General features: G+C 51.6%; 22 protein-coding genes. 9 read left to right on the top strand and 13 right to left on the bottom strand.

Going from position 1 to position 18,491, the window contains the following annotated elements:
• Position 1: 1 nt before the first annotated feature.
• A complete protein-coding gene (gene surE / locus BLQ17_RS12130; protein WP_092223199.1) occupies positions 2-751 on the bottom strand; it encodes a 5'/3'-nucleotidase SurE in 750 nt (249 codons plus the stop codon).
• Positions 748-1,647, bottom strand: coding sequence for an HTH-type transcriptional activator IlvY (ilvY, locus tag BLQ17_RS12125; protein ID WP_092223283.1), 900 nt, complete (start codon positions 1,645-1,647; stop codon positions 748-750). The genes surE and ilvY overlap by 4 nt, the downstream gene beginning before the upstream one ends.
• Positions 1,648-1,882: 235 nt before the next feature.
• Here ilvY and ilvC point away from each other — a divergent pair, with 235 nt between their 5' ends.
• Together ilvC and BLQ17_RS12115 are read left to right on the top strand one after the other, a co-directional pair.
• Positions 1,883-3,358 (top strand): ketol-acid reductoisomerase, encoded by a 1,476-nt coding sequence (gene ilvC, locus BLQ17_RS12120; RefSeq protein ID WP_092223197.1) that lies wholly within the window; start codon positions 1,883-1,885, stop codon positions 3,356-3,358.
• A gap of 218 nt (positions 3,359-3,576) precedes the next feature.
• Complete coding sequence (locus tag BLQ17_RS12115) at positions 3,577-3,918, top strand: ComEA family DNA-binding protein (RefSeq protein WP_092223195.1); 342 nt, start codon at positions 3,577-3,579, stop codon at positions 3,916-3,918.
• A gap of 112 nt (positions 3,919-4,030) precedes the next feature.
• On the opposite strand, the gene BLQ17_RS23420 is transcribed toward BLQ17_RS12115, so the two are convergent.
• A complete protein-coding gene (locus tag BLQ17_RS23420; RefSeq protein ID WP_263577268.1) occupies positions 4,031-4,420 on the bottom strand; it encodes a rhodanese-related (seleno)protein in 390 nt (129 codons plus the stop codon).
• Here BLQ17_RS23420 and BLQ17_RS22255 point away from each other — a divergent pair.
• Together BLQ17_RS22255 and BLQ17_RS12105 are read left to right on the top strand one after the other, a co-directional pair.
• On the top strand, positions 4,371-4,709 hold the full coding sequence (locus BLQ17_RS22255; RefSeq protein WP_143005496.1) for a hypothetical protein: 339 nt from the start codon (positions 4,371-4,373) through the stop codon (positions 4,707-4,709). The two genes, BLQ17_RS23420 and BLQ17_RS22255, sit on opposite strands and share 50 nt — an antisense overlap.
• A 75-nt stretch (positions 4,710-4,784) precedes the next feature.
• On the top strand, positions 4,785-5,186 hold the full coding sequence (locus BLQ17_RS12105; protein WP_092223191.1) for an acyl-CoA thioesterase: 402 nt from the start codon (positions 4,785-4,787) through the stop codon (positions 5,184-5,186).
• Between the two features lie 98 nt (positions 5,187-5,284).
• Here the strand turns inward: BLQ17_RS12105 and BLQ17_RS12100 are convergent, their stop codons facing one another.
• The 3 genes from BLQ17_RS12100 to BLQ17_RS12090 all read right to left on the bottom strand — a co-directional run bounded on the left by BLQ17_RS12100 (position 5,285) and on the right by BLQ17_RS12090 (position 6,374).
• Complete coding sequence (locus BLQ17_RS12100) at positions 5,285-5,614, bottom strand: hypothetical protein (RefSeq protein WP_092223189.1); 330 nt, start codon at positions 5,612-5,614, stop codon at positions 5,285-5,287.
• A 61-nt stretch (positions 5,615-5,675) separates the two neighbouring features.
• Positions 5,676-5,834 (bottom strand): rubredoxin, encoded by a 159-nt coding sequence (locus BLQ17_RS12095; RefSeq protein ID WP_092223187.1) that lies wholly within the window; start codon positions 5,832-5,834, stop codon positions 5,676-5,678.
• A 150-nt stretch (positions 5,835-5,984) separates the two neighbouring features.
• Positions 5,985-6,374 (bottom strand): hypothetical protein, encoded by a 390-nt coding sequence (locus BLQ17_RS12090; protein ID WP_092223185.1) that lies wholly within the window; start codon positions 6,372-6,374, stop codon positions 5,985-5,987.
• 430 nt (positions 6,375-6,804) lie between these two features.
• On the opposite strand from BLQ17_RS12090, the gene BLQ17_RS12085 reads away from it, so the two are divergent.
• Positions 6,805-7,770 carry a thioredoxin domain-containing protein gene (locus BLQ17_RS12085; protein WP_092223183.1) on the top strand — a complete coding sequence of 322 codons (966 nt, stop codon included), beginning with the start codon at positions 6,805-6,807 and terminating at the stop codon, positions 7,768-7,770.
• A gap of 7 nt (positions 7,771-7,777) precedes the next feature.
• Here the strand turns inward: BLQ17_RS12085 and BLQ17_RS12080 are convergent, their stop codons facing one another.
• From BLQ17_RS12080 to BLQ17_RS12070, 3 genes are read right to left on the bottom strand one after another with little or no spacing between them, the layout of a single operon-like run.
• Positions 7,778-8,101, bottom strand: a complete 324-nt coding sequence (locus BLQ17_RS12080) for a P-II family nitrogen regulator (protein WP_092223181.1) — start codon at positions 8,099-8,101, stop codon at positions 7,778-7,780.
• Complete coding sequence (locus tag BLQ17_RS12075) at positions 8,091-8,888, bottom strand: DUF1538 domain-containing protein (RefSeq protein WP_092223179.1); 798 nt, start codon at positions 8,886-8,888, stop codon at positions 8,091-8,093. The genes BLQ17_RS12080 and BLQ17_RS12075 overlap by 11 nt, the downstream gene beginning before the upstream one ends.
• 12 nt (positions 8,889-8,900) lie before the next feature.
• Positions 8,901-9,668 carry a DUF1538 domain-containing protein gene (locus BLQ17_RS12070; RefSeq protein WP_092223177.1) on the bottom strand — a complete coding sequence of 256 codons (768 nt, stop codon included), beginning with the start codon at positions 9,666-9,668 and terminating at the stop codon, positions 8,901-8,903.
• Positions 9,669-10,052: 384 nt separating this feature from the next.
• Here BLQ17_RS12070 and BLQ17_RS12065 point away from each other — a divergent pair, with 384 nt between their 5' ends.
• On the top strand, positions 10,053-10,556 hold the full coding sequence (locus BLQ17_RS12065; protein ID WP_092223174.1) for a glycine cleavage system transcriptional repressor: 504 nt from the start codon (positions 10,053-10,055) through the stop codon (positions 10,554-10,556).
• Positions 10,557-10,687: 131 nt separating this feature from the next.
• Here BLQ17_RS12065 and BLQ17_RS12060 read toward each other — a convergent pair whose 3' ends face one another.
• Positions 10,688-12,091: an aspartate kinase gene (locus BLQ17_RS12060; protein WP_092223173.1), complete on the bottom strand. Its 1,404-nt coding sequence runs from the start codon at positions 12,089-12,091 to the stop codon at positions 10,688-10,690.
• A gap of 490 nt (positions 12,092-12,581) precedes the next feature.
• Here BLQ17_RS12060 and BLQ17_RS12055 point away from each other — a divergent pair, with 490 nt between their 5' ends.
• From BLQ17_RS12055 to BLQ17_RS12045, 3 genes are all read left to right on the top strand, one after another.
• Positions 12,582-13,574, top strand: coding sequence for a potassium channel family protein (locus tag BLQ17_RS12055; RefSeq protein ID WP_176761199.1), 993 nt, complete (start codon positions 12,582-12,584; stop codon positions 13,572-13,574).
• Between the two features lie 158 nt (positions 13,575-13,732).
• The gene (locus BLQ17_RS12050) at positions 13,733-14,929 is read left to right on the top strand and encodes an amino acid aminotransferase (RefSeq protein WP_092223169.1); all 1,197 of its coding nucleotides are present in this window, start codon (positions 13,733-13,735) and stop codon (positions 14,927-14,929) included.
• A gap of 540 nt (positions 14,930-15,469) precedes the next feature.
• A complete protein-coding gene (locus tag BLQ17_RS12045) occupies positions 15,470-16,045 on the top strand; it encodes a flavodoxin family protein (protein ID WP_092223167.1) in 576 nt (191 codons plus the stop codon).
• A 104-nt stretch (positions 16,046-16,149) separates the two neighbouring features.
• Here BLQ17_RS12045 and BLQ17_RS12040 read toward each other — a convergent pair whose 3' ends face one another.
• From BLQ17_RS12040 to BLQ17_RS12030, 3 genes are all read right to left on the bottom strand, one after another.
• Positions 16,150-16,725, bottom strand: coding sequence for a hypothetical protein (locus BLQ17_RS12040; RefSeq protein ID WP_092223165.1), 576 nt, complete (start codon positions 16,723-16,725; stop codon positions 16,150-16,152).
• A 62-nt stretch (positions 16,726-16,787) separates the two neighbouring features.
• A complete protein-coding gene (locus BLQ17_RS12035) occupies positions 16,788-17,456 on the bottom strand; it encodes a hypothetical protein (RefSeq protein ID WP_092223163.1) in 669 nt (222 codons plus the stop codon).
• Positions 17,437-18,285: a VanZ family protein gene (locus BLQ17_RS12030; RefSeq protein WP_092223161.1), complete on the bottom strand. Its 849-nt coding sequence runs from the start codon at positions 18,283-18,285 to the stop codon at positions 17,437-17,439. Before BLQ17_RS12030 ends, BLQ17_RS12035 begins: the two co-directional genes overlap by 20 nt.
• Positions 18,286-18,491 lie beyond the last annotated feature (206 nt).

Raw genomic sequence — 18,491 nt, 5'->3', positions numbered from 1 at the left:
GTCAGTTGTGTTCCAGTTTCCAGTTATTCTTCAGGTAAGAAATACCGGAGTGATTGGTGAGGTCGAGCTGTATCGGGGTTATTGACACGCACCCGGCACCAAAGACGTAGACATCGGTATCTTCGGACGGGTCCATAAGCGGGGTGCCGCCGCCTATCCAGTAGTGGGGGATGCCTCTTGGATCGTGGGTCTCGTGGATGGAATCTTCCCAGAGCCGTCTGCCCTGCCGGGTGACCCGTATCTTATACCGCTCATGGCCGGACGGTACGTTTATGTTGAGCAGGGTGTTTTCCGGCAGACGGTCGTTCAGCGCTTTTTGGGCGATAAAGGCGGCGATCCGGGTGGCACCACGAAAATCGAAAGGGGGCTCGCCGCCAACCGATATCGCTATTGACGGGATTCCGTACATGGTTCCTTCAATTGCAGCAGACACGGTGCCCGAATAGCTGATATCGTCGCCGAGATTCGCTCCCCCGTTAATGCCGGAAATAAGGAGGTCCGGCGGGGACGCGAGAATTTTTTTTATCCCCAGCGCCACACAGTCGGTGGGGGTGCCGTTGACCGTGTACATGTTGTCTTCGAGTTTTGACACTTTCAACGGCCTGTTCATGGTCAGGGAATGGGAAACCGCCGAGTTGTCCCGGTCGGGGGCGATGACTATGGTCCTGGCCAACTTCTCCATCGCTTCCTTGAGCGCTTTTATCCCGGGGCTGTGGATTCCGTCATCATTTGTTATCAGGATTGTTTTCATACCGAGTTGTTTGATGTCGATACCGCTTCTCCGGTCACATCCCAGAAGGACTGGACCACCCTGTTGTTGAGATTGGCGGCCAGGGTACAGGCGCCGACCACAAAGGGCTTGAGTCTGGGGCCAGTGTCGAGGACGTCGACCTTGTTTCTTAAGCTGCTTTTTTCCAGCACCAGCTGCGGCACGATACCGATGCCGGACCCCATGCTCACCATGGCGATGATCGCCTCGTTGCCCGCAACCTGTGAATAGATGAACGGTCGGATATTGTTTTTCCCGAACCAGTCTTCGACTCTGGTCCTGCTCAGTCCCGTCAGCGGTAGGATAAGCGGACTTTTTTCCCAGTCGATCTGTTGTTCCCTCCACACTACTGTATCCGGGAAAAATTTTGGTGCAATAAAAAGAAGTGGAGTTTCAATGAGTTTGATAAATTCAATAGCTTTCGGCCGCTGATCGGGCAGGGCGGCTATGGCTATATCGACTTCGCGATTCTGCAGTTTTACCAGCGCCTTTGCCGCATCCCCGGTCTGAAGGCGGACATTGACCTTTGGATAGGTCGAGCGAAATTGTTTGAAGATCTGCGGCAAAATCGACAAAATCGCGGTGACGGAACAGTAGACGGACAATTCTCCGTGAAGCGCGGTATCACTTTTCAGGCCCGACTTGAACAAGTAGAAACGGGTGAGCGTCTCTTCGCAGTATTCCCTGAAGAGCAGCCCCGCCGGAGTGAGGTTTACCGAGCGGTTGGTTCGAAAAAAAAGGGTCTCACCGATTTCGTTTTCCAGCCTCTGGATTGTCCTGGTCAGGCCCGACGGGGTGATGTTGCATTCAAGCGCCGTTTTCCCGAAATGCAGGGTTGCGGCAAGATGTTTGAACAGCTCGAGGTCTCTGATATTCACGGTGTGGCTGCAAATGGGCTTGAGGTTTTCCGGATGAATTGTATTGCCAAAAACCAGGTGTAGTTGTTTACTGCCCGGCATATTCGCCGGGATAATAGACCACTATTGCCTAATATGCAATGCAGTGTAGCGAACAAATCACTTGACGCAATAGAAGTTACGAAATATATCAGTGGTAAACCTGAGGTCGATCGGAAATAATATTGGAAAACAGACCAGATACAAGGAGAATAAAATGGGTGAGAATTATTTTAACACGTTGCCGCTGCGCAGAAAAATAGAAGAGCTCGGCAAATGCCGTTTCATGGACAGTTCCGAGTTTAATGGGGTCGAGTACCTGAAGGGAAAAAAGATCGCGATTGTCGGATGCGGTGCCCAGGGGTTGAACCAGGGGTTGAATCTGCGTGATTCCGGACTCGATGTCTGCTATGCCCTGCGTGCCGAGGCTATTGCCGACAAGCGTCAGTCGTGGAAAAACGCTACGGAAAATGATTTCACGGTAGGTTCTTTTGAGGAGATCATCCCTATCGCCGATCTGGTGATCAACCTTACACCGGACAAGCAGCATACAGCAGTTGTCTCAACCGTAATGCCGCTCATGAAAAAGGGTGCCTGCCTCTCCTATTCCCACGGCTTCAACATTGTTGAAGAGGGGATGAAGATCCGCGACGACCTGACGGTTGTGATGGTTGCCCCGAAGGCTCCGGGAACCGAGGTGCGGCAGGAGTACAAGCGTGGTTTCGGGGTACCTACCCTGATCGCCGTGCACAGTGAAAACGATCCCAACGGCGATGGCTGGGATATTGCTAAAGCGTATTGCTGCGGTACCGGCGGCGACAAGGCGGGAGTGCTCGAGTCGTCTTTTGTCGCGGAGGTAAAGTCGGACCTGATGGGTGAGCAGACAATCCTGTGCGGAATGCTGCAGACCGGGTCTCTGCTCTGTTTTGACAAGATGGTTTCGGAGGGTATCGATGCTGGGTATGCGGCAAAACTGGTGCAGTATGGCTGGGAGACTATCACCGAGTCGCTCAAGCTTGGCGGGATTACCGCAATGATGGACCGGTTGTCCAACCCTGCAAAAATCAAGGCGTTCCTGCTTGCCGAGGAGCTGAAAACCATTCTGGCACCGCTGTTTGAAAAACACATGGACGATATTGCCTCCGGCGATTTTTCCAAGACCATGATGGAAGACTGGGCCAACGACGATGCCAACCTGCTGAAGTGGCGCCGGGAAACCGGTGAGACCGGGTTTGAAACAACGGCTGCTGGTTCAAACATAGAGATCAGCGAGCAGGAATATTATGATCACGGCATACTGATGGTGGCCATGATCAAGGCCGGGGTTGAACTGGCTTTCGACACCATGGTCAGCTGTGGCATCAAAGAAGAGTCGGCCTATTATGAATCCCTCCATGAAACCCCGCTTATCGCCAATACCATCGCGAGAAAGAAGCTGTATGAGATGAATGTGGTGATTTCCGATACCGCGGAATACGGCAATTACCTTTTTGCCAATGCCGCCATTCCGCTGCTCGAGGATTTCATGAAGAGTGTTGCCACCGATGTAATCGGCAAAGGACTCGACCTGGAAGATTGCTGCGTTGATAATCTCGACCTTATCCAGGTAAACGAAGCCATCCGTTACACCCTGATTGAAGAAGTGGGTGCGGAGTTGCGCTCCCATATGAGCGCGATGAAGCCTATCATGTAGAATTTATCGAAATAACAAATAAAAAAGGCCTGTGGGGATGCTGTCCCCGCAGGCCTTTTTTGTTTGGAAAAATGATGTTGCCCGGCTGTGTAGGAAAAAAATAAGAAAGAGCGGGTAGGGTCTGGAACCAGAGTAAACCGGTACCGTGCCGGTTTTAGCCCCTGCCGCGCGTGCGTCGATGCAGGGTATGATGTTGCAAGGAAAAAAGGAGAGCAGGTATGAAAGTATTGAGATTTGCGGTACCCCTTCTCGTGGTCCTAATGCTCGGTCTTTTTGGCGGACTGGTCAACGGGTATGCCAAAACCGAAGGCAAACAGGTCAGCACGGCAGCTGTGGAGAAAAGTAAAAAAACCACAAAAGCCGTAGCAAGCGCGATTTCGATCAACAGCGCCGATCAAGAGGCGTTGACACGGATTCCGGGGATAGGGCCTAAAAAGGCACAGGCGATAATAAAGCACCGCAAAAGCAATGGCAAATTCAAAACAGTCGATGACCTGCTCAAGGTCAAGGGTATCGGTGCAAAGAGTCTGGCCAAAATGAAACCCTACCTTAAACTTTGAGATCAGTCCGGTTTTGCCTGAGGGGCGAAAGCGGGTCCAGCCCCCCTGGAAGCTCCTCTTCGCAGCCCCGTTTTCTGTTTTTCGGGACTGCGAAGGCGAGCCGGAACCGAATCTACCGTGTTTCAACGGGGTAGTTGCTGCGGTGCCACTCCGTCCATCCCCCTTGCAACGCGTAGACGTTGAGATATCCCTTGTCGATCAGTTGTTGTGCCATCCTGGCACTTGTGTGTTCGTTCGGTCAGGAACAGTAGAACACGAAAATTTTTTTCTTATCATAATTCTTTACAGCGTTGAGATCGTGGCCGTCGATGCGGACAGCTCCCCTGATCTTCAGGTCGCTGGCGTTCCAGGCTCTTTCGCCGCGGACATCGAGGAGAACGAGGTCCTCGGAGTCAAGCAGTGACCTGAGTTGTTCTTTATCCATTCTCGGGGATGCTTCAGCCGGATGCGGTATGGCGAAACACAGTACTAACGCGATAAGATTTGCAAAAAAAAGTTTCATTGTCGCCTCCCTCTGTTTTCTATCTGCCGGTCAGTGTCGGGTTATTGTCGGTGACGGTTTGTCTGGGATGCTGGTGAAAGCAGACATTCAAAGCGCCTTGCATCTCTTGATAAAACTAAGGATAAAACGTTTCTCGACAACAAAAAATATTGGCTGTTTTATTCACCGGGCAAGATCGGGGCCTGGTTGTCGCCGCTCTGCTACTCCTGTATTTGAAAAGCCGGCTGTTGTGCAAGAAATATTTTATAACACAAAGGTAATTGCCGTGTTATCCTGGGTGGCTGGATGACATCTTTTTACCAGACGGGTAAGAGGGGCGGCAAATACAGAGCGCATACCATCTGCAACAGGGGAGGATTTGACAATGACGGAGATCTACCGATCTTTATATACGGTGACCGTGGGCGATATCAATTACAGCGGACATCTCGGACACGAGAGGGCTTTTACGGTTTTTCACGACGCCAGGATTCGGTTTCTTGCGTCACTTGGGCTCTCCGAGATGGATATCGGCGACGGGGTGTCGATACTTGTGGTGGAGGTCAGCTGTCATTACCGACAGCAGGTTGTTCTTCATGATCAACTGGAAGTAGTGGTGGAACTGGAAGCTGTCGAGGGCAGGAAAATTGTTTTCACCTATCGGGCGGTAAACAGCAAGACCGGAAAAGAAGCCTTCCAGGGCCGGACTGTAATGCTCGGATTCGACAAAGCTGCAGGCAAGGTCGCTGATATACCGTCTTCTTTCTTGCAGAATGTAAGAGTGTGATATCGCTTTGCCACCCATGTTTTTTGCCGGGTATGGCGGTGACAACCATTGGTACCGGCCGTTCTCCAAGGTTAAGAACGGCCGGTGCGGTCCTGCTGTTAATCAATTACTTCCATCTCTTTTCCGCAGCAGAGAGGGATCGCGGTTCCCGTCTTGACATTCATATATTTGTTGCAGGTGTGGCAATAATAGGTATTGTCTTCGGGAGCGGTTTTTTCTTCGTTGTACACTGTTGTGCCGCCCCGCACTCCCTCGATGTTGAACCTGGCTACGTTGTCTATGCCGGGAACGAACTGACCCATCGGTGCAAGCTTCTTGTTGTCTCCGTAGCAGTCAATGATAATTTTCCACAGAACATTGAGCGATGCTGTTTCCTGTTCTGATTCCGGTTTGATTTCAACGACATTTCGATCTATTGAGATTTTCATTTCTCGCTCCTGTTTGGTGATCGGCCATGGCGATAGGTGTCATGGCAGGCAACGGTTAACTTCAGTCGGCCTTCCAGAAATCTTCCTTGGCTGCACCGCATTTGGGGCAGACCCAGTCTTCAGGCACTTCTTCCCACGGGGTTCCGGGATCCACGCCATTTTCATAGTCACCTTCTGCCGGGTCGTAGATGTATCCGCAGGGGCATTCCCATTTCTGCATAACAATTCTCCTTGATAAATGGATGGTGTTGTTAAAGCTCAAACTATATTAATAGTAATAGTATCTATTGTCAACTCGAAGTCGATGTTTTCAGGTAAGCCGGGGCCAGGCCTCCCCCGTGCCCTTCTGCAGTCCTGTACCCGTCTGTTTCTACGGCTTTGGTTGTGTACCATCCGGAAAACGATGAAGCGTTACCGGATTACAGTTTTTTATGGTAACTTTACCCTGCAGCAGGTTGCCTTTTGAGTATTCGCTGAAAATACAGGTGTTGGTTGCCGGGTCGTAATTTTCCACCCACAGATTGTCATCTTTCCAGGTGGCACCGATGTGCAGATAGTTGGCCGGTACATGGATGGACATTACTCCCCCATATCGTTTGACGAAGACCTGTTGGAGTCTGAAGTAATAAGTGGACCAGCCAAGCAGCAGCACAACCAGGGCCAGTATCAACCCGGTTTTCCAGCTGTTGAGTCTGGCAGCTACACCCAGCACGAGTGCGGCTCCGGTCAGAATGCCCGCCCAGTAAAGATAAGTGACCATATTGTTGCTCCAGTTTTGCCATGGGATTGTTGGTTAGGCAGGTGATGATACATGAACAGCTGCCATGAAAATGATTATACGTAACATATTACCATTACAATTTATTTTGCCAACTGCGATTGCTCTTGGTAAATTTGCGGGGAAATGGCGACTGCAGTGAAATAAGACTACAATAATCATGGTGTTGTATGTATGATCATCTGGACAAAGTAAAGAAAAGTGGAAATATGTGACAGCTGAGATTGTTGCATGGCAGGTTGGCAGGACACCGGGGTTTTTGTGGCCCTGGAAAGTAATTTGGTGAAGATATCCAGGGGGGTGGCTCGGAAAATACCCCGGAGAATTATCGGCGGAGATTTTGTTTACAATGTGCGCCTTGGACCGGATATGGCTCATTTACAATAAATTCCAACTTTAACGACTGTAGAATATGCTATCAATTTTTCTGGCATTACTGGCAACCTTGGTAACCGGTGCCCAGGCACTGTTTATCTATCTTGAAGGAAGCGGATTCTGTCTGTACAACGGCTGTGAGATTGTGGAGAGCATGGCGTTGGTCTCGCCCCTGATCTTCAATCTCGCCGGCTTTGCTTTTTTTGTTCTGCTGTTTTTTTTATTCTCCATGGGGCGGAACGGTTCATCGTGGAGGCCCTACTGGCAGCGGTTTGCAGGACTGTTGCTCCTTGCCGGGCTCGTTGCGGAAGCGGTTCTTGTCTATTTCCAGTATGCCGTTGCCGGATTGTTCTGCAGCTACTGCACCGTAATCCTGGCTCTTGTGGTGTTGCTGAACCTGTGCTGCGGTCCCCGTCAGGTTTTTCGGGGAATTATTCTTTTTTCATCGGTTCTGCTGGCCTGCTTTTCGCTTGGAATGGGTGGAGCGACGGTGCAGAAAACGCTTGGCGAGGGCACGCTGGCAGCAGTTGAGGGCAATCAGAAACAAGATATGGAACTGTATCTGTTTTTTGCCAAAAACTGCAAATACTGTGAAAAAGTGATTGCGTCTCTGGAACAGCAAAACAGGTGCTCCATCGCCTTTAATCCCATCGAGAAGATAGATGATTTCCAGTTTGCCGGATCACGACTTAACGACAGGTACGATCCCGGGGTCAATATTGAGTTCATGTATCAGCTGGACCTGAGTACCATCCCGGTTCTTCTGGTCAAGGACGGTCAGCAGCGCCTGCTCATAAACGGCGGTGACCGGATCGTGCAGTTTCTCAATGAAAATTGTTTCCAACCCGCGGTTGAGCAGTCAGCCGGGTATGGGGGTGTTTCTTCTGCCGAGCCACTATCGTACGAGACTTTGTTAAGCGGCGGTACGCCCGACGATGACAGCTGCCAGATAACCGAGGTCTGTCCGCCAGAGGATGAGGCGCCGCTTCCTGTGCAGCAGTAGCGCCGGATTATCGGAATTGATCGATCTGGCTTTCGAGACCGATCACCTGGTCCACCGGAAGAACGAAAGCGATACCGGTGCCCGGTTTGTCAAATTCGCCGACCCTGCCGATTGTTTCCAGCACCTGGTCGACAACACTTTGCTCCAGCAGAAACATGATTATGTCGGTCTGGGCCTCCAGGCTCAGACCGAAAAATGTTTTTGCTTCCCGTATTCCTGTTCCGCGGGCCTGGATTATTGTCGCCCCGGTTGCCCCCGCATTCTTTGCAGCATCTACGATCTTGTCAGTGATGTTATTTTTCACCGATGCCAGGATAACTTTAAACTGCATGATCTTTCTCCTTTCTTGAGGGAATTTTTCTGGTTGCAAACCAATTTGCCGCCTGGGCATAGGCAAGTACACTGATAATGGGGAACAGGCTTGCGAACGCGATGAGGCCAAAGCCGTCAACTGCAGGGTTCCTGCCCGGTACCGACGCAGATAGCTGCAGGCCGAGGGCTGCAACTATCGGAACCGTAACCGTGGATGTGGTCACCCCGCCGGAATCATAGGCAAGCGGGATAAGCGATTTTGGGGCAAAAAATGTCTGCAGGGTAACTACAATATACCCTGCCATTATATACATGTGAAGCGGTGTTCCGGTAATGATCCTGAATGTTCCGAGGGTGATGCCGAAGGCGACTCCTATTCCCACCGTCAACCGGAGCCCCCATTGGCTGATACCTCCTCCCGACACTTCGTTTGCCTTGTAGGCAACGGCGATAAGCGAAGGTTCGGCAACGGTGGTGGCGAACCCGATCATTGCCGCAAAGAGGTAGAGCCAGCCGTAACTTTTCCAGTCCGTCAGCCTGGCGATTTCGCCGTTGATCTGCAGAAAATCCGGGTTGGTCAGCTGTTCGGCCATTATCTCGCCAACGGGAAACAGTGCCTCCTCAAGACCAGTCAGAAACAGGGCGAGACCGAGGAACACATAAAGTGCGCCGCCAAGGATCCGTGGAAGACCGGCGACCGGTTCTTTGATGATAACAAGTTGAAAAAAGGTAAAGATCAGGGCTATGGGAAAAAGGTCTCTGCTGGTGGCAAGCAGCGTTGATGCAAAATCGGTAATTATCTGCATATGATTCTCCTTTTAAATCCCGAACACTACGATTCCGTATCCCATGACAAAGATCATCGGCAACAGAGATGCGAAAGCGATAAGGCCAAAACCGTCGAGAAGAGGATTTCTGCCCCGGATGACCGTGGCCAGCCCTACCCCAAGCGCTGTCACCAGGGGCACGGTAATGGTGGAAGTGGTTACCCCGCCGGCGTCATAGGCAATACCGATGATCGGTTCGGGGGCTATGGTTGTTATGAGGATTACCAGCGCGTAGCCGCCGATGATCATAAAGTGGATCGGCCAGCCGAGCAGAATGCGCAGTACCCCGAGCAGAATCGCAGAGCCCACGGAAAAGGCAACGGTGATACGCAGCCCATAAGCGTATGAGGCGAGGGATTGCGGATCATTTTGCAGAAAACCGCCATTGGCGGCAATTTGGGCGGACTTGCCGCAGATCGCGATCAGCGCCGGCTCCGCCACCGTGGTTGAAAATCCGAGAGCGAAACTAAAGGCCAGCAGCCAGAACAGACTTCCTTTGCGGGACAGGGCCTGGGCCATATTCTCCCCCAGTGGGAAAAGTGCCATTTCCAGCCCCTGGATAAACATGCTCAACCCTACGACCACCATCAGCGTGCCCATCAGGATCTCGGCCAGCTGGGGCAGAGGCTGCCGGATAATGACCAGCTGGAAAAAACTGACAACCAGGACAATAGGCATCAGATCCGTTGCAGCTTCTTTGAGTTTGTTAAAAATAAACAGAAGCGTGCGGTATTGAGCAAGAGGGTTGGTCCGTTTCATAGGTGTTGACAAATTGATTTATCGGGTCGGTCTGCTGCGTATACCAGGTAACGAATAGTGTCGATCCAGCTGCAGCGTAACATGTGCAGCAAGTAGTCATTGTGTAACTAGCCGTTTATGCACCAAATATCAAGCTTTTTTATTTTTTTCATTCCAGAGGCGATCTGCTGGAAAACCTGAATTTACAGCTATATTTTACAGGAATTATTTTTTTAAAAGCCGGTTGGAGTTGGCGCATTAAATATGCTATGCTGAGCGCGATCCGTGTTTTCGCAAACCGGACCTTCTTCGACTATGGATGAAGCTGTACCCGGAGCTTGCAGGTCGGAGGGTGGGTGCAGCACGTCTTCCTAAGATCTTTACCCGAACAAAGAACGGACTGGTATGGTAAGCAATTTCATAATGACTGTTTACGGTGCGGATATTCCCGGTATCCTGAAGTCACTGGCACGGATGACCAGGGATTACGAAGGGTCGTGGTTGACCAGCAAGGTGATCAAGCTCGACAGTCAGTTTGCCGCAATCATGAGTGTGATTGTGAGCGACGACCAGGAGTCGATGCTGAAAGCTGCCCTTGAAAAAGCCTTCCCCTCGATCAATTTTATCTACACACCCGCCAAGGTGCTCTGCCAGGAACCGTTGAAAACGATAAATCTGGTGGTCGACTGTATTGATCGACCGGGGCTTACCGGCGATCTTTCCAATATTCTCGCCAATCTCGACCTTGACGTTGAAAACATGGAGTGCAAAAGAATGGTCATGGACGGAATTGGGGAAACGGTATTTTCCGCCCAGCTTACACTGGCGGTTCCCGAGGGCGTTGACAGCGAGATTATTGCCGGTGAGATCGAGACCCTGTCAGAAGATGTTAAGGTGAATGTGCTCTGATCCCTGGTGGTGGAGCCCAGCGCGGACACTGCTGCATCCATGGCTATTATTTGGAAAAAACGAGGGGGCTGTTCCAGAACCACGGACAGCCCCTGTTTCCCCTCCGATACGGGGAGAAGCGGACAAAAGGATTAGCAGCTTTCCGGGTCGTTTGAGCACAGCGCTTCATGAAGCGCTCTTTGCGCCAGGACAAAATGGTCCCGATGCACGGTGAACTGCATGTTGGTCTGCCTCGATGTCTGGGAGACGGTCAGGATGTTGATATTGGCATCCGCCAGCGCTTTGGTCGCCTTTGCCAGAATTCCAGGTTTCGCAATATTGGAGCCGATGGCGCAGACAATTGCAACCTCCTGGGCGGTTACCCGCTCAAACTGCTGTCTCAGGTCGCCGAGAAGGCTGTCGGAACAGTCCTTGTCGTAAATGACTATATCTATGGTATTGGCGTTTGTCGCCTTGTTGATATAGCTTACCCGGTGTTTTTCGAGCACCTTCATGATTCTCAGGTCGAAACCGACCTCGCCCACCATCTTGGTGTCGTGGATTTCGACACAGGTGACGTTTTGCGATCCGGTGATAACTTCTGTCTTGGAAATCGGGCAGATGTAATCCTTGGTCATCAGGGTGCCGCTGTGGCTGGGGTCGAATGCGTTCATTACCCTGATCGCAATTCCGGCAATTTCAAGAGGCTTTGACGCTTTTGGATGGATAGCCTCCATGCCCACGTCGGCCAGCTGGTCTGCCACATCGAAGTTGGTGTTGCAGACCGGGTGTACATTCTCCTCGCCCATGATCAGCGGATCCCCGGAGCAGAGATGATACTCCTTGTGGATGACCGCTTCGGCGGCTTTGAGCTGTACGGCTATTTTGGAAAAAGTAACCTCGGAATATCCGCGGTCGAACTCCCGCATAATACCTTCGGTACCCTTGGTGTAGCCTGTGGCAACGCAGATGGTTTTTGCCGGATCGAGATTCTCGAATGTGTATTTTATCCTCTCGTCGATGGTTCTTTCCTTCCGGTCCTGCCACCCGCTCAGGTCGACGAAGGTTGCGTTGTAGCCGAGGTTCTGCAGGATATTCGCGCTGTTGAAGGCACTGTGCATTTCACCTATGGAGGCAAGGAGTTCCCTGGCCGCGAGCAGTACCTCGGTCTTGTTGACGTAGCCCGAGCCCAGAACGTTATCCATGCTCTTGAGTATGTTGACGGAAAACGCAATGCGGTCACAGATGAATTCGTCAGCCTTGTCGATATCGAGGCCGATATCCTGGAAACTGTGGTTCAACTTGCACAGCTTGTGCTGCAGGTTGAGCATGGCGGGTTCGTACGCCTTGTTCTGGACGAATGTCTGGTAAATTCCGGGCTGCCCTGTTTTTTTGTGTTCGAGGAGTTCGTTGGTGATGCCGGCGTATGCCGAAACAACGTAGATTCGGTTGTATATATCATTTTTGTCTTTCAGGATGACGTTTTGCAGGACTTCGCCAAACCTAGACATTGTGGTGCCGCCTATTTTTTCGACTCGCAGTTTGTTGTTGCTCATAATCGTTTCACCGGATTCAGACCATACCGCAGGGGATGGTGCAGAAGATTCGTTGTTGCTCTGGGGGCAGAGCATCGTTTTTTATCTGAAAATACTGGCGCAATATCCTATCGTAATACTTTTACAGTCGCAACAGTAATTCGATTAAGGGGCCGGCCCCCGTATATAAAAACGGTCCGTGGTTACCACGTTTATTTCAAGATGCTGGCCAAATTCGCGAAATGTTGCCGTTGTTACTGTTTAATGTCCTGGAATTATAACATAACCGGGGCTGGTTCTGGCTGTTCAGGGTGGGGTGGGACAACTTTTTGCGGCAGTTTGTTGTTGACTCTGGATATGTCGTTTGTCCGGGAGGGTTATAGTTATTACGCGAATTGGGTGGGAAAAAGGCATAACAGATGGCGCCCATCCGGTTTTCGTGGTAAAAAACGGGCGGATAGAATCATAGCTCTTCGGAAAAAGCGTAACGACAACTCTGCTCCGCATGCCCATGGATTATCCTAAACTGAAAATATCGTTGATACTGCTGTTTTCCACCATTGCATTTGGAACCTTCGGCTATGTGATATTTGAGGATATGCCTGTATTTGAGGCATTCTACATGACTCTTATCACCATCAGCACGGTGGGGTTTTCGGAGATAAAACCGTTGACCCATGTCGGGCGGACCATTACCATTGTCATCATTGTTCTTGGAATAAGCCTGCTCACCTATACCCTGGGGCAGGTCGCCCGTATCTTTGTCGAGGGTGAATTGCGCAAAATTCTCGGGAGAAGAAAATTGGAAAAGCAGATAGCCGGGTTAAAGGATCATTACATTATTTGCGGATATGGCCGTATCGGTTCGATTATTGTCAAGGAACTGAGGAGTGCGGGGATACCGCTTATTGTAATTGAGCAGCACGAAGAGCAGATACAGATGCTGGAGGCGGAAAACGTCCTTTACCTGAACCGCGATGCAACGTCCGATGAATCGTTGATTGAAGCCGGTCTGCCCAGAGCCGTCGGCCTGGTGACGGCGGTGAGTTCCGATGCCGATAATGTTTATATCTCGTTGTCTGCCAAACAGATACGCCCTGATATCTTCATCCTGGCCAGGGCCTCCGATGTGAAAAACGAGACGAAACTTCTTCGGGCCGGAGCCTCAAGGGTAGTCTGTCCTTACCAGATCGGCGCCCAGAGGATGGCCGAAATACTTCATAAACCGACGGTGGTTGATTTTCTCGATCACGCGCTGGTCAACAAGGAGCTTGATCTCCATATAGAAGAGTCGCTGCTTACGGAGAATTCACCTATCATCGGCAAGTCGGTTATGGAGAGTCAGCTCCGGCTGAAATACGGGGTGATGATTATTGCCATAAAACGCATATCCGGGTTGATGGTGTTCAATCCCGGGCCGGAGGTTGAGTTCAAGGCTGGTGACGTGATCGTCGTTATCGGTCAGAATCAAAAACTGCAACTCATGAAAAAAGAGATCCGCTAGTCCGATTTGCTCCCGCCTGTTCCCGTTGGCTCCCGTTACATAAAATTCTGCAGGGGGTGCTGGTATTCATGTTGACAGCAATCATCAAATTTTTGTACTCTGATACCCTTATTCCCATCATGATTTATAGATATCCATAACCATAGAATGGAGGCAGTATGTGGCGAAATGTTGAAACCGCACCGGCAGATTCGATTCTGGGATTGACTGAGGCATTTAAGAACGACACCAATCCCGAGAAAGTCAACCTCGGTGTCGGGGTATATAAGGACGAAGGTGGTAAGACCCCCGTGTTGCAGTGTGTCAAGGCAGCTGAAAAAATTCTTCTGGAAAAAGAAGAGACCAAGAGTTATCTGCCCATTACCGGAGATCCGCTATACGCTTCGGAGGTACAGAAGCTTCTGTTCGGCGAAGACAGCGAAGTTGTCTCGACCGGCAGGGCGGTGACAGCCCATGCTCCCGGAGGAACCGGGGCATTGCGGGTCGGTGCTGAACTCTTGAAAAAATTCAACCCCGATGCCAAGGTCTGGATAAGCAGTCCGACCTGGGCCAACCACAAAGGGGTCTTCTCCGCTGCCGGCTTTGAACTGGCCGAATACAGCTATTACGATGCGGCCACCAAAAGCCTCGATTTTGATGGAATGGTCGAGAGTCTGAACAAAGTTCCCGCCGGAGACATTGTTCTTCTGCATACCTGCTGTCATAATCCCAGCGGTGTCGACCTCAATGAGGCCCAGTGGAAAAACATCGCCGAAATCGGCAAGGAAAGGGGATGGATTCCGTTCCTGGATTTTGCCTATCAGGGATTCGGGGAGAGTGTCGAGTCTGACAGATGCGGCGTGGTTGCATTCGCAGCCACCGGTGTTGATTTCTTCGTGGCCAGTTCTTTTTCAAAAAATTTCGGTCTCTACAATGAGCGGACCGGGGCAATAACCGTTGTCGCGCCGAATGCGGAAGATGGTGCCGTGGCCATGAGCCACCTGAAAACCTCTGTCCGGGTGATCTACTCCAACCCGCCAGCACACGGCGGACTGGTCGTGGCCACGATCCTGGCTGACGCGGAGCTCAAAAAACAGTGGCTCCAAGAGCTGTCCGGGATGTGCGACCGTATTAAGGAGATGCGATCGGCACTGGTCGACGGTCTGGCTTCAAGGGGGGTGGAGGGGGATTTCTCTTACATCACCAGCCAGAGAGGAATGTTTTCCTTCAGCGGGTTGTCCGACGATGTCGTCAAGTGGCTGCGGGACAACAGGTCTATCTATGTGGTAGGCGGCGGGAGGATAAATCTTGCCGGACTGACCCGTGCCAATATCGATTATGTGTGCGACTCAATCGCCGAGGCACTGAAGGGTTGATCGGACGGTCCGCCGGTTCAGGACTAGTGACAGAATCCCCTGGCATCCGTTTTACGCGGGTGGCGGGGGATTTTTTTTGGGACAGGTGAGAAGCAGAAACCCCTCTGAAAAACGTTGCCGGCTGTGGGAACCAGAAGGGAGGGGGCTCCCCGCCGGCAACAACCCCTTTGGACCTTGCAGATGGCTATAAAGTGGAAGCTATATACTCAGGTGTCAAAGAGGAAATCTGTCAGTTTCAGGACCGGTCGGGCCGTGGCGCAGACCCGTCGTGCAACTATCAGGGATGATTAAATGTTTTGCGCTTAAATTTTCTCCGTGTCTGTTCTTGCCTTACTCTTGGTAATCGATACTGAACCATAAAAGGTGGATAGGATAAAGTCAATTACGGCCTGGTAAATATGTGGTAAGAATTATTGCTATTAATAATGGCGTGAAGGCTGACAAGCACTCTGGAAAAGTGTTACAGTTGGTGCAGCCGGGTTTGCGATTAACTGTGTGCAATCCGTGAAAAACATCCTGACAGGAAAAGGAGACGGAAATATGAAAATGCTGATGGTGCTGGGGAGTCCGAGAAAAGACGGCAACGGCGAGGTTATTGCCCGGATTATGGCGGAGGTGCTTGAGAAGGGAGGGTGGACGGTTGATTATGTTCGCCTGAACAGTCTCAAGCTGAGACCGTGTCAGGGGTGCGGCGGTTGCGACAAAACCGGCGTTTGTGTGGTCAAGGATGATATGGGCCCTATTTATGAAAAAGTAGATGAGGCGGACAGGGTCATGATGGTGAGTCCCGTATATTTCTACAGCCTTTCCGCGCAGTGTAAGATTTTCGGCGACCGGATGCAGGCACGGTGGGCCAGGAGGTATCTGCTCAAGGAGAGATTCCGCCAGAATGACCAGCGAAAGGGGTACTTGCTGTCCACCGCAGCGACCAGGGGAAAGAAGATTTTCGACTGTTCCATTTTGACCGCCAGATATATCTTTGACGCCATGGATCTGGAGTATGGAGGGGAGTTCCTGGTTAAGGGTGTGGATGAAAGAAAAGCTGTTATGCAGTCTCCTGAAGAAATGGAAAGGGCACGCCAGTTTGCCGCCGATATACTGGAAGGTCGCGTGTAACCCCGGCTTGTTAACGGTACATAGGTCTTCGTTGACACCGCATCGTAATCCGCAACCATTGGCAGGCAATTGCGGCAAGATTCAGGCAGGGTGGCAGGCGCTGGCTAGTCCCGGCGATTGATTTCCTGCATCCTGGGAGGAGGGGGTGAGCTTGTGTCGCGTCCCCAAAGTTTTCCCTGCATCCGCCCCAGATAGGTGTAATGGTCCCGCGGACCGAGGAACCCCAATCGACTGTTTTTACCCCAGACAGGGCTGCCTGCGATATCGGGATACCTGTTCCAGTAGGCGCGGGCCAGTTCTTTTTCGAGTTCGAGGTCTGCAGGACGAAGGACCGGCTTGAAGATGCGGCCTTCCTTCTGCCCCATCCGGCGGTAGTGGTCCCGCGGGCCTTTTATGCCCAGCACTCCGTTTTCGCCCCAGTAACTGCTCTTTTTCACCTCCCGATAGCGCAGCCAGTAACTCTCGGCAAGCAGCCTTTCCCGGTGCAGGTCCGGATCGTTTCGCTCGATATAGCGGTGCAGGAAAAGCCGCTCCGCCGCGAAATTTTCCTCTGCCAGAGGGCTATGGGTAACTCCCCTTATATAATAGAAGATGCTTACACAAAAAAGCATACATCCGGTCAGGGCCAGCAGCCGGTTTCCGGGGGACAGCATGCTTTTGGTGGTGAAATGATTCTTCATGAAAGCTGTATGCTCCTTGATGTCAATATGGCTGCTCTCCGGGTAAGAGGCAAACGATCTGTTCAGTTGCCTGCCGCATCCGTTTCCACGTCAAAAAGTGCCAACAGCGTGTCCGTGATGTCATGCCAGGAAACGGTTCTTTCTGCAGACCAACTGTTGTCACGTGATATATGGGGTGGAAGCCACACCAGCCAGTCGCCCTGTGGCGGGTCGTCTTTACGGAACGGTCCCGTGACTGGGCGGTTTATGAGCAGCCGGTCGCTCCACGGGGTTTGGCTGTCCTTTATGACGGCAAGAAAACTGTTGCGGTAGAGCCCGCCGCTGCGGTACAGGTTCCACAAACTGTCAAACCACCTGTCAAACTCCTTCATGGCCGAACCGCCGCTTGAAGGGGGGCTGCAGAACAACAGAAACGGGGTGTTATCCTTTTGTTTTTTGGCGATAAAGAGCAAAGGTCCAACCTCTGTGTCGGCAACAGGCTCGATTGGAGCGGCGGCGGGAAATGTTGCTGTACCGGGAGTTGCGCCGATTACATATCCCCTGGTCTTGAGACGGTTGATAAGTCCTGCAAGAGATGCGGGGACTGCGCCCGGACCGGGGCCGGACTGGTGGGTATCGACGATGATCACAATACCGCGCAGTTGCCCGCTGCGGACCAGGTCATTGCGGACCTGGTATACCAGAAGAGCAAAGAGTGCAAAGCAGACGGCACTAAAAAAAAGATATTTCAAACCCATTGATCAGCGGAGGATAGAGGAGCAGGCAAAACCCGTAGTAGCTTACACTGTCTGTCCCATGACCGGGCCGGCCCCCGTACATTGCCTTGAGACAGAAGAAAAATACCATAACCGCCGCAAGCGGCAGCATGGTCCACAACGGAATGTCGATGTTTTCACAGGCTGTTATCGGTATCGCCAGCAATACAGAGCCGAGGGCCAGCCACAGAAAATAGAGCAGCAGGTAACAGGTCACTCCATCGGTTTTGGCCTTGACGTTGTCTTGTGCACAGGACAGGTCGATCCCGTGCCAGATGAAACTTCCGGCCAGAGCGCCAAGGGTGTTGACCAGGATATCCATTAAACCGCAGGTCCTGGCCGGGTGAATTCCCTGGAGGATCTCATCATGAATGCCGAGCAGGCTGGTCACAAGCCAGGAGCAGAGCAGCAGCATGGTCCCGGATTGACGATGTGACAGCGTCAGGCGGACAAGCAGTGACAGCAGCATGTATTCGGTCACGTGGATGCGCTTGGCCGCAAACGCCGGATCAGGGAGGACAAGGCCTAGAGCGGCTGCTCCCAGTCCCGCCGCAATCCATCGCCACCTGATGACCCGGCGTGTTTCCCGTCTGTTCCGCAGCCAGAGGTAGAGCAGCAGCAGGAGGAGGACGAGGGGAGCCAGCATTGGAGATGCATAAATAAAATGCGTGCCCAGATGTGTTCTTAAGAAAAAATAGAGCGAATAGAGGTTGACGAAAATTGCGACGCTGGCGGCACAGCCGCAGTGCAGGAGAATAAGACGAAGAGTGTGTCGACGAACGGGGAGATGGACCGAACCTGCCATGTAACCTGGTGTGTTGGAGGATGACGTGAAGGATTGGCTTAATTATGGCTTCATGTTACCTGCCCTTTGTCCGTTTGCAAACCACTTTCTTGCCTGGGGCTCGCTGCTGTTTTTAATTTTCGCCCGGACCTTTTGTGTAAAAGTGGTTTTCTTTGTGATTGTAATATGATACCGGGTTGTTGCATTGAATCATGGCAACATCTGTG

The organism is Desulforhopalus singaporensis (assembly GCF_900104445.1).
In the GTDB taxonomy this organism is placed as follows: domain Bacteria; phylum Desulfobacterota; class Desulfobulbia; order Desulfobulbales; family Desulfocapsaceae; genus Desulforhopalus_A; species Desulforhopalus_A singaporensis.
Note: the sequence above shows the minus strand (reverse complement) of the source record. Positions and strands in the feature narration are given on the sequence as shown.